Annotated in this window: 9 protein-coding genes; 6 read left to right on the top strand and 3 right to left on the bottom strand. The window is 46.8% G+C overall.

The window, feature by feature from the left end:
- Positions 1–588, top strand: a 588-nt coding sequence (tatC, locus tag RMO35_RS21725) for a twin-arginine translocase subunit TatC (RefSeq protein ID WP_309744209.1), incomplete at its 5' end; no start/stop codon positions are given.
- Between the two features lie 112 nt (positions 589–700).
- Here tatC and RMO35_RS21720 read toward each other — a convergent pair.
- The 3 genes from RMO35_RS21720 to RMO35_RS21710 all read right to left on the bottom strand — a co-directional run bounded on the left by RMO35_RS21720 (position 701) and on the right by RMO35_RS21710 (position 3,961).
- Entirely contained in the window at positions 701–2,266 is a 1,566-nt protein-coding gene (locus RMO35_RS21720) for a hypothetical protein (protein ID WP_309744207.1), read from the bottom strand.
- A 101-nt stretch (positions 2,267–2,367) separates the two neighbouring features.
- Positions 2,368–2,781 (bottom strand): Holliday junction resolvase RuvX, encoded by a 414-nt coding sequence (ruvX, locus tag RMO35_RS21715; RefSeq protein WP_309744205.1) that lies wholly within the window; start codon positions 2,779–2,781, stop codon positions 2,368–2,370.
- A gap of 223 nt (positions 2,782–3,004) precedes the next feature.
- The gene (locus tag RMO35_RS21710; protein WP_309744203.1) at positions 3,005–3,961 is read right to left on the bottom strand and encodes a DUF5895 domain-containing protein; all 957 of its coding nucleotides are present in this window, start codon (positions 3,959–3,961) and stop codon (positions 3,005–3,007) included.
- 8 nt (positions 3,962–3,969) lie between these two features.
- Here RMO35_RS21710 and RMO35_RS21705 point away from each other — a divergent pair, with 8 nt between their 5' ends.
- The 5 genes from RMO35_RS21705 to RMO35_RS21685 form a co-directional block, all read left to right on the top strand.
- Positions 3,970–4,110: a hypothetical protein gene (locus RMO35_RS21705; RefSeq protein ID WP_309744201.1), complete on the top strand. Its 141-nt coding sequence runs from the start codon at positions 3,970–3,972 to the stop codon at positions 4,108–4,110.
- 396 nt (positions 4,111–4,506) lie between these two features.
- Positions 4,507–4,794 (top strand): 30S ribosomal protein S20, encoded by a 288-nt coding sequence (gene rpsT, locus RMO35_RS21700; RefSeq protein ID WP_309744199.1) that lies wholly within the window; start codon positions 4,507–4,509, stop codon positions 4,792–4,794.
- Between the two features lie 37 nt (positions 4,795–4,831).
- A complete protein-coding gene (locus RMO35_RS21695; protein WP_309744196.1) occupies positions 4,832–5,626 on the top strand; it encodes a TatD family hydrolase in 795 nt (264 codons plus the stop codon).
- Positions 5,627–5,957: 331 nt separating this feature from the next.
- Positions 5,958–9,260, top strand: coding sequence for a DNA-directed RNA polymerase subunit beta (gene rpoB / locus RMO35_RS21690; protein WP_309744194.1), 3,303 nt, complete (start codon positions 5,958–5,960; stop codon positions 9,258–9,260).
- Positions 9,261–9,409: 149 nt separating this feature from the next.
- The coding region (locus RMO35_RS21685) for a DNA-directed RNA polymerase subunit gamma (RefSeq protein ID WP_309744192.1) at positions 9,410–10,968 on the top strand (1,559 nt) is incomplete at its 3' end.

Raw genomic sequence — 10,968 nt, 5'->3', positions numbered from 1 at the left:
CAAATCGTCCAAATTTTAGAAATACCAGCAACTGGTATTAAATTTCTCCAATTGGCTCCTGGTGAATACTTTTTTGTCTCGGTGAAGGTGGCTGGTTATTGTGGGTTGCTAGTCGCGAGTCCGGTGATTCTCTATCAAATCATCCAATTTGTCATCCCTGGCTTGACGCGACGCGAACGACAGCTAGTATTACCTGTGGTGATTGGTTCGTCGGTGCTATTTGTCGGTGGCATCGCATTTGCTTATTACGCGCTGATTCCAGCGGCGCTCAATTTTTTGATCGACTATGGTGAAAATGTCGTCGAACAGGCTTGGTCGATCGATCGCTATTTTGAGTTTGTTTTAGTATTATTATTTGCGACGGGTTTACTATTTGAATTGCCTGTAGTGCAAATTATTTTGTCGCTATTAGGTATTCTCTCTTCACAACTGATGTTGGCTGGTTGGAAGAGTGTGGTAGTAGGATCGATGGTTGTCGGTGCGATCGTTACTCCATCTACCGATCCGCTGACCCAAAGTTTACTTGCAGGTGCAGTTTTAGCTCTTTATTTTGGCGGAATTGGAGTTGTAAAATTGCTGGGTAAGTAGGTATTAGTAATTTAGATAAAATATTTTATGTAGTAGGGTGGGCAATGCCCACCAGCAAGGTTTTACGCGTTATCTAATTCACAAATACCTGTATTACTTTATGGCACGATCGTTAGTTTACTTTAGTCAAAGTCGGCGCTCCTGCTGCACTTTCTTCAGTTTTAGGCACAGCAATTAAAGCCGGAATTGCTGCTATCTGTTCGGCTTCAGATGCAACCGTTTCAGTTTGAGCGACTGCGATGTTTTGCTCTGCTTGAGTTACTTCAGTTAAAGCTGCAACTACCGCTGCACTTGGCGCGGCTTTGACTACAACTGTTGGCTCTTGAGTTATTAGGTGGAAGCTATCTTTGTATTTTTGGTATATTTTCAAGCCTGGTACTTCGTCCCGAAACTCTTTAGGCAGACGATATTCTTTTTCAGAATATTTTGCCCGGACGTTAACGACTGACTGATAATGAATTTCCCATTGTCTCAACAGTAATAAAAACTCTTGAAACTTTTGGTAAGAAGATTCATGTCGCGCCTTTAACCCGATATATTGCAGCATTTTACTATAAGTCTCAGGTCGGTTATACTGCTCTTCAATCCCGACGATCGGGCCGAGTTTTTCAAATACGTCATATTTAACCATCACTAAGAGCATCAGTGTATCTAGATTTAATAAATCTTCTGAATCTAGTAATGCGATCGTGTTAGAAACGCTTCGTAAAGTCGAATAATCGGTGAGTTGATATTTCTTAAATAGTAAGATCAGTTTTCGACCCAATACATGCTGGGAAATTTTACAAACTTCAACAACATAAGCTTGCAGAGCGATCTTACCTTCATCGGTTTTGAGCAGTGGTAACACCTCTGCAAGCTTACCTTCGACTTGCTGTGTAAATTCTGCTGGCGGTACGTCTTGCGGCAACAGTGCATTGACAAATTTGTAGAGTTGTTGCTGACTGCTGCTACAATATCTAGATTCAGTACTCTCGATCTGTGAAAAACTATTCTGAGCATCAATTGCTATTTTTAGTAGTTCGATTACCTCATCGAGATTAGCATATTCATCGAGCGATCGAGCGATATAACTTTTAATCTTAAAAAATGTCATAAACTCAGTATTACCAAACTTATCTGCATTGATATTTTCGGCTTGGTTGGTAATCTGTGCGAGTTTTTCAACGGTACGGTGATGTAAAAATTTGTCGCTCTCTAAAATCTGCGGCTTCCTAAATCGATCTCCGAATTTTGATAGGAATGAACTTTTTCCGATCTGGGCAGCTTTTTTTGAATTTAATAATAATGAGATGACTGGAAATAAAGCTAAGCCACCAATGACAACAGCCACCCCAATCATTATTGGAGTTGAAATTACAAATGTGTAATTTGCAGTGCCAATTGTCGTAGTGTTATCGTTACCTGACTTAAGTATACTATTACTAGGAGTACCAGCGGGATTAGTAGTGGATCCAGATTGCTGTGCTGGTGAGGGTTTGGGTTGTCCGTCTTCTAATAATTCGGGCGGGTAGTTCTGCTGGATTTTTTTGTTAATCGCGTCAGGATCTGGTAAAGCTACCCCGCCGACTGTTTTGGTAGGTTTGGTTTGCGAACGAGCGATACTGGGGAAGGTCACATTTGCAGCCGATAGTCCCAAAGCGGCGATTAGCAAAGGTTTCGGTAAATACTTCGACATACATTTCGATCGATTAACATCTCTTGCTTCTAGGGTTCCCAGTAACACTTCCAGATGTCACATTTAGACCGAGAATTAATCTTTATCTAGCTAATATATAGTTATCGTCGCTCGTCGAGCCATTGTTGTAAGATTACGGCAGCCGCAATCCGATCGATCGTCGCTTTATTTTGAGATACGGAGATCTTCGCCGCTTTCATCATTTCTTCGGCGGCATAGGAAGTCAGGCGTTCGTCGATAAATTCGATCGGTAATTCAATGACGGCGGCTACTTTGCGAGCAAATTTCTGAACTTGTTTGGCTTGAGAGCCAATTTTTCCATCCATTGTATATGGCAATCCCAGCACTAATATTTCTACCTGGCGCTCGACAATAATCTGTCTGAGGCAATCGATATCTGCGGCAAAGGAGCTGCGCCAAATTGTAGTAATTCCCGTGGCAATCAATCCTAATCCGTCGCAACCAGCCACTCCAATCCGTTTGCTACCGACATCTAATCCCAGTGCTGCAATCATAGTAACGGTTGGTGATGAAAGATCGCGACCTAATTGATTTTAGCTTTTTTAGCACCGATTGCGCTAAAAGTAGCGATGCTCGCATACTCAGAAATTCAAATGGCAACAATAAATATGCGATCGCGACTACTGCCCAAAATACAAAAATAGAGGCATCAAATTTAATGCCTCTACTCGCAAATTATATTGAATTAAACAACCGATTACAGTCTCGATAATTAGCTTATGCAGCGATATCAGCAATAAGCACATCATCATGCTTTTCCGCCAAGCTCAACAAATTAGCTTGTGGTAAAGTTAGCTCGGTAGTAGGTGCTAACAGATTGAGAAACCGATCGGCAATTTCATCTTGACGACCTAAAAAGAACTGTTCCCAGTTAGCTTGTGTTGGTTCGACATGGGTATGTACTTTACAGGCAGGGGATTTGGCATTGTTGCCTGCTAATTCGCGCTTGACGGTAAATTGAAATACGCAGAGGCTATTAAAGCGAACGTCTTTAGCTCGTGCGGGGATAGAGTTAGCGATCGCATGACATTTAGTTACTTGAGCTACTAATTGTTGCCAATGGAAGCTAAAGCTAGCTTGGTTGGCACCTTTGGCGACATAAGCAAACCCAATTTCATGTAATGGTTGATTGTGCTCGTCTAATAGCAAAACTTCGTAGCATTGTGCTGTACCATATTTCTCGCGATCGCTGTAGAGTTGCTTGCTATATTGCCCCGCAACAACTAGTCGCTCTTCTTGACGAGAAACTTGTCTGTCAAAGGCAAATAAGGGCGAACGTGGTACTACTAACATCCGGGGAGATTGGATTAATAAGCCTCGTTCTTTGCCGCCACTGTTATATTCATATACGATCGTTTGGCTCTCATCGACATGTTTCCAGCCAGCCTTCGCCATTTCAGCTTCGGTGATGAAATAACCGCACTCGCTGGCACCATTTTCGCCGCGCAAAGCTTGAATCCGAGGAAGGCGGGCGTTAGGATTGATATATTCTGGTGCGGCAAATCGATCGCGAACTTCCGCCGCACTGGGCACGAGTAATGTCTCTGGGGAGTTGGTTGGCGGTGTGGTAGCAGTGCCGCGATTTAGCGGTTCGACATCGATCGAATTTGCGCCGTTAGTGGGTGCGTACTCGGCAGCGTTGTCTTTAGTAGCTCTGGTTTTGGAGTAAGTCATGGGTTGCTATGAATGATTTTAAAGTTCTGCGATTTGCCACCGTACTAATTGAGATCCAGTCACATGCTGTTTTGTTAGCCAGCACAAACTGTACTGATGAGTTACCTCAAAAGCTGACGCTCGGTGAGTTTGCGGCTGAAAATGTTTGACTTGTGAGCGGTCGATCGTTGGCTTAGTTGCTCCCTTGGAGAATCGAGTGTGTCGCTGGCAAGCTTGCTAGTACAAGCATATCATACTTTCTGCTAAAATAGTACTTAGGTTCTAGCGAGTAGAAAAAGTTGGTGGAATGTGAACTCTTAAATTGCTGCTGCGGGTAATCCAGGTGCTATAGTAGAACAAACGCATCTTTATCGCTCGATCGAGAAATTGTAGGGTCGCATCGATCGGTAGATACGTGCTAACTCGCTTCAGTTGGCTATCGATCGGATGGGTGAGCCAATTTAAACCCATTGCCACAAATATCTTGTCAATATCAAAGTATGGTGCTATGATAATATGTCTGGCATTATGTCAATTTTTAAACGTGAGTTTTCCCAGGGCTAACTGTGGCAAATATTAAGTCTGCAATCAAAAGAGTCGAAGTTGCCGAGCGGAATCGGTTGCGCAACAAATCCCATAAGTCTGCGGTGCGGACGCTGATGAAGAAATACTTCACAGCCGTCGAGAAGCATACGGCAACACCTTCAGACGAAACCTCGGCTGAAGTAATTAAGTGCATGAACGAAGCATATCAAAAGATCGATAAAGCCGTCCAGAAAGGCGTCCTGCATCGTAACAACGGTGCCAATAAAAAGTCTCGTCTGGCTAAAGCAATGGCAGTTAAATCTGCTTAGTCCAACGTTCCGACCGCAACCGATCGATCTGTGCTAAATGCAGCTAATTGATACTCACGTTCATATCAACTTTGATGCCTTCGAGGCGGATCTAGAGGCAGTGCGCGATCGCTGGCAAGAGCAAGGGGTCGTACAACTGGTACATTCTTGTGTAACGCCAGCAGAGTTTGTAAAGACCCAGAAATTAGCAGATCGGTTTCCCGAACTGTTTTTTTCAGTCGGTTTACATCCGTTAGACGCCGATCTGTGGCAGCTAGATTGGAGCGATCTGATTCGGAATCTCGCAAGTAGCGATCGGCGGGTAGTGGCAATCGGTGAAACGGGTTTAGATTTTTTTAAAGCTGACAACCACCAGTGGCAAGGTGAAGTTTTTCGATCGCAATTACAGATTGCGAAAGAATTGGATTTACCAGTGATTATTCACTGTCGCGAGGCTGCAACTGCCATGCGCCAGATTTGTCAAGAATTCTGGTCGGAATTCGGGCAGGTTCGGGGCGTCATGCACTGCTGGTCGGGAACTCCAGTTGAAACTCAATGGTTTCTGGATCTGGGGTTTTATATCAGCTTCAGTGGGGTGGTAACTTTTAAAAATGCGATTCAGATTCAAGAGGCTGCCAAGCTCGTCCCGATCGAGAAGTTGTTGGTCGAAACAGATTGTCCGTTTTTAGCACCCGTGCCCAAGCGGGGTAAGCGCAACGAACCTGCATTTGTCAGTCATGTTGCCAGTTACTTGGCTCAGCTCAGGGGCGATCGTCTCGAAATGCTAGCCGACGCTACTACCACTAATGCTCGACACCTATTTAGATTACCAGTATTATCTTCAATTGGCTAACTATTAAATATATTTAATTCCTCGCTCCTGCGCGCTACACACCAGATAAATTTAGCTCCTAATTTGCCAAGAAGATGATTTTCAATCCATATTCGCAGGTCGCTGTTTATCGAATGTCCGATCGCCCATCTCGATGCGAACACATTTGCCACTTTCCTAGGAGGTAAATTCGATCGGCTAGTGGGCATTCTTAGCTTAAGCTACTCGGAAAGAAGCAAAGCAGATTTATGGAGCGAAAATTCCGAACTTAGATTCAGTTTAAGTTAGCACTGAATAATCAATAATCGATCGTCGATCGCTGTGAAGACACGTACTTACCAAGAGGAATATCATGACTAGTCAGATTACTACTACAGCATCCACCTACATGCTGCCCGATTTGGTAGAAATTCAGCGCTCTAGCTTCCGGTGGTTCTTGGAAGAAGGCTTGATCGAAGAACTAGACAGCTTTTCGCCAATTACTGACTACACGGGCAAACTAGAACTGCGGTTCTTGGCAAAAAATTACAAGCTCAAGCGTCCTAAGTACGATGTCGATGAAGCTAAGCGGCGCGATGCTAGCTATGCGGTGCAAATGTATGTGCCGACGCAGTTAATTAATAAAGAAGATAAAGGCAAAATCATCGAGCAGGATGTCTTTATCGGTGACTTACCACTAATGACCGATCGCGGTACGTTTATTATTAACGGTGCCGAGCGGGTCATCGTCAATCAGATCGTGCGCTCGCCTGGAGTTTATTATAAGTCCGAGCTAGATAAAAACGGTCGGAGAACTTACAGCGCCTCGCTAATTCCCAACCGGGGGGCGTGGTTGAAGTTTGAGACGGATAAAAATGATATCGTCTGGGTGCGGATCGATAAGACGCGCAAGCTGTCAGCACAAGTACTGTTAAAAGCTTTGGGCTTGACTGATAATGAGATTTTTGACTCATTACGTCACCCGGAATTTTATCAGAAGACGATCGATAAAGAAGGCAACTTGTCCGAAGAAGAAGCTTTGATGGAGCTGTATAAAAAGCTACGTCCGGGCGAGCCGCCTACTGTCAGTGGCGGTCAGCAACTGCTGGATTCGCGCTTCTTTGACCCCAAGCGTTACGATTTGGGCAAAGTTGGGCGGTATAAATTAAACCGTAAGTTACGGTTGACAACTCCCGATACCGTGCGGGTATTGACGCCGCAAGATATCTTGTGCGCGATCGATTATCTGATCAATCTCGAATTTGATATCGGTAGTACCGATGATATCGACCACTTAGGCAACCGTCGCGTGAGATCGGTCGGCGAATTGCTCCAGAACCAAATTCGGGTCGGTTTGAATCGCTTGGAGCGGATCATTCGCGAACGGATGACGGTATCTGAGACTAGCAGCTTAACGCCTGCGAGTTTAGTCAATCCTAAGCCCTTGGTTGCGGCTGTCAAGGAATTTTTTGGCTCTTCGCAACTATCGCAGTTTATGGATCAAACCAATCCCCTCGCGGAATTGACCCACAAACGCCGACTTTCGGCATTAGGCCCTGGTGGTTTGACTAGAGAACGGGCGGGTTTTGCGGTGCGAGATATTCACACCTCCCACTACGGGCGGATTTGTCCGATCGAAACGCCTGAAGGTCCAAATGCGGGACTGATCGGTTCGCTGGCGACTCACGCGCGGGTAAATCAGTATGGATTTATCGAAACGCCCTTCTTACCTGTCGAAAATGGTCGGGTCAAACGGGAGCTAGAAGCGGAATATATGACCGCCGATCAAGAAGACGATCTGCGGGTAGCACCGGGGGATATTACGACCGATGAGGCAGGGTATATCTTAGGTTCGACGATTCCCGTTCGCTATCGGCATGAATTCACGACGACTACGCCGGATCAGGTGGATTATGTCGCGATTTCGCCCGTACAAATTATTTCGGTCGCCACATCATTGATTCCATTTCTCGAACACGATGATGCCAACCGTGCCCTGATGGGTTCTAACATGCAGCGGCAAGCGGTACCATTACTGCGCCCCGAGCGTCCGTTAGTCGGTACGGGACTGGAAGTTCAAGCCGCACGGGATTCGGGAATGGTGGTGGTCGCTAAATACGATGGTGTGGTCTGCTTTGTCGAGGCAGAATCGATCGATGTCCGGGGCGATAACGGTCGGACGCAGAAGTATCTGCTCCAGAAGTATCACCGTTCTAACCAGGATACTTGTCTCAACCAACGTCCGTTAGTTAAAATCGGCGCTCGGGTAGTGGCAGGTCAAGTGCTGGCTGATGGTTCGGCAACTGAAGGCGGGGAGCTAGCTCTGGGTCAAAATATCCTGGTCGCGTATATGCCGTGGGAAGGGTATAACTACGAAGATGCAATCTTGATCAGCGAACGTTTAGTTTCGCAGGATTTCTACACTAGTATCCACATCGAGAAGTTTGAAATCGAAGCACGGCAAACCAAACTCGGCCCTGAAGAAATTACGCGTGAAATTCCCAACGTCAGTGAGGAATCATTGCGGAACCTAGATGAGACGGGGATTATCCGTAAGGGTGCCTGGGTGACATCTGGCGATATCTTGGTAGGTAAAGTCACTCCTAAAGGTGAATCCGATCAACCACCAGAAGAAAAACTGCTGCGGGCAATCTTTGGTGAGAAAGCGCGGGATGTCCGCGATAACTCCCTGCGGGTGCCCAATGGTGAAAAAGGTCGCGTCGTTGACGTGCGGGTGTTTACCCGCGAACAAGGTGACGAATTACCGCCTGGTGCGAATATGGTCGTGCGGATTTATGTCGCTCAAAAGCGGAAGATCCAAGTCGGCGATAAAATGGCCGGACGACATGGGAATAAGGGGATTGTCTCCAAGATTATGCCTGTGGAAGATATGCCTTACCTCCCCGATGGTACCGCTGTCGATATCGTCCTCAACCCATTGGGCGTACCGTCGCGGATGAATGTCGGTCAGGTATTTGAATGCTTGCTCGGTTGGGCGGGACACAACCTCGGGATGCGGTTTAAGGTGACACCTTTCGATGAAATGTATGCCCCTGAAGCCTCGCGGACGACAGTTCACGGTAAATTGAAAGCTGCTGCCAAAGTTCAGGACAAACCGTGGATTTTTGACAAGGAAGAGCCGGGTAAAACAACTGTTTACGACGGACGGACTGGCGAAGCATTCGATCGACCTGTCACGGTGGGTAAAGCGTATATGCTCAAACTCGTCCACTTAGTCGATGACAAGATCCACGCGCGTTCGACAGGCCCTTACTCGCTGGTTACTCAACAGCCTCTCGGTGGTAAAGCCCAACAAGGCGGTCAACGCTTTGGGGAAATGGAAGTCTGGGCACTCGAAGCTTTTGGTGCGGCGTATACCCTCCAAGAGTTGCTGACTGTCAAATCTGACGATATGCAAGGACGGAATGATGCCCTTAATGCGATCGTTAAAGGTAAGTCGATTCCTAGTCCCGGTACTCCCGAATCCTTCAAGGTACTGATGCGCGAGTTGCAATCGCTCGGTCTAGATATTGCCGTCCATAAAGTCGAACAGACCCCCGATGGCGATAGCCGCGATGTCGAAGTCGATCTGATGGCCGATGTTAATACCCGCCGCGCCCCCTCTCGCCCCACGTACGAGTCGTTTGCTCGTGGAGACGATAACGAAGAAGTGTAGGAAGTGAATAGTGGATAGTGAATAGAGTTGGACGCGCAAGCGCGTTTCGATCCATTTCTATAAAAGCTAATGACTAAATCCGATTACTATCCACTATCCACTATCCACTACCCCACCAGTCCTCATCCATAAGCCCTATCCCCTAAATTATGCGTCAAAAGCTAGAAACCAAGTTTGATTACGTTAAGATTGGGATTGCTTCGCCCGATCGGATTCGAGAGTGGGGTTCGCGGAATTTACCCAACGGTCAATTAGTTGGGGAAGTTACCAAACCAGAAACCATTAACTACCGGACATTGAAGCCGGAAATGGATGGCTTGTTCTGCGAGCGAATTTTTGGCCCAGCGAAGGATTGGGAGTGTCATTGTGGTAAATACAAGCGCGTCCGCCATCGTGGGATCGTCTGCGAACGTTGTGGGGTCGAAGTTACCGAATCCCGCGTCCGCCGTCACCGGATGGGCTTTATTAAACTAGCTGCGCCAGTGGCTCACGTCTGGTATCTCAAGGGGATTCCCAGCTATCTGAGTATTCTACTCGATATGCCCTTGCGGGATGTCGAGCAGATCGTCTACTTCAACTCCTATGTCGTGCTGAATGCGGGTAACGATGACACGCTCGGTTACAAGCAACTGTTGACTGAAGAACAGTGGTTGGAAATCGAAGAACGGATTTACAGTGAAGATTCTTTACTAGAAAACGTTGAGGTCGGAATTGGTGCTGAAGCCGTCCAGCGGCTTCTAGAAGACCTGCAATTGGAAGATGAGGCTGAAAAGCTCCGCCAGCAGATTAGTGAGTCTAAGGGGCAAAAACGGGCGAAGTTAATCAAGCGCCTGCGGGTGATCGATAACTTCATCGCTACAGGTAGTCGTCCCGAGTGGATGATCCTCAGCTATGTGCCAGTAATTCCGCCCGATTTGCGCCCGATGGTGCAACTCGATGGTGGTCGATTTGCGACTTCGGACTTGAACGATCTCTATCGTCGCGTTATCAACCGGAATAACCGTCTGGCAAGACTACAAGAAATCTTAGCACCAGAAATCATCGTCCGGAATGAAAAACGGATGCTCCAAGAAGCTGTCGATGCGCTGATCGATAACGGTAGACGCGGACGCACGGTAGTTGGTGCCAATAACCGCGCCCTCAAGTCCCTCTCCGATATTATCGAAGGGAAACAGGGTCGTTTCCGGCAGAACTTGCTCGGGAAACGGGTCGATTATTCAGGACGATCGGTAATTGTCGTCGGGCCAAAACTAAAGATCCACCAGTGTGGATTGCCGAGAGAAATGGCGATCGAGTTATTCCAGCCGTTTGTAATTCATCGGTTGATTAAAAATAACCTGGTGAATAATATCAAGGCAGCCAAGAAGCTGATCCAACGCGGCGATCCGACCGTTTGGGATGTCTTGGAAGAAGTGATTTCTGGACACCCAGTAATGCTCAATCGGGCACCAACCCTGCACCGTTTAGGAATTCAAGCCTTTGAACCGATCATTGTTGAAGGTCGGGCGATTCAACTGCATCCCTTGGTATGTCCGGCATTTAACGCCGACTTCGACGGAGACCAAATGGCGGTTCACGTACCGCTATCTTTGGAATCCCAAGCCGAAGCGCGACTGCTGATGTTGGCGAGTAATAATATTCTATCGCCAGCTACCGGATCGCCGATCGTCGCTCCATCGCAAGATATGGTCTTGGGTTGTTATTACCT

It is taken from the genome of Chamaesiphon sp. OTE_20_metabat_361, from assembly GCF_031364565.1.
Note: the sequence above shows the minus strand (reverse complement) of the source record. Positions and strands in the feature narration are given on the sequence as shown.

Excerpts from the sequence above, each read along its gene's own strand:
- RMO35_RS21705 (WP_309744201.1), top strand. The coding sequence starts at position 3,970 with ATGAATGATTTTAAAGTTCTGCGATTTGCCACCGTACTAATTGAGATC.
- RMO35_RS21695 (WP_309744196.1), top strand. The coding sequence starts at position 4,832 with ATGCAGCTAATTGATACTCACGTTCATATCAACTTTGATGCCTTCGAG.
- ruvX (WP_309744205.1), bottom strand. The coding sequence starts at position 2,781 with ATGATTGCAGCACTGGGATTAGATGTCGGTAGCAAACGGATTGGAGTG.
- rpoB (WP_309744194.1), top strand. The coding sequence starts at position 5,958 with ATGACTAGTCAGATTACTACTACAGCATCCACCTACATGCTGCCCGAT.
- RMO35_RS21720 (WP_309744207.1), bottom strand. The coding sequence starts at position 2,266 with ATGTCGAAGTATTTACCGAAACCTTTGCTAATCGCCGCTTTGGGACTA.
- RMO35_RS21710 (WP_309744203.1), bottom strand. The coding sequence starts at position 3,961 with ATGACTTACTCCAAAACCAGAGCTACTAAAGACAACGCTGCCGAGTAC.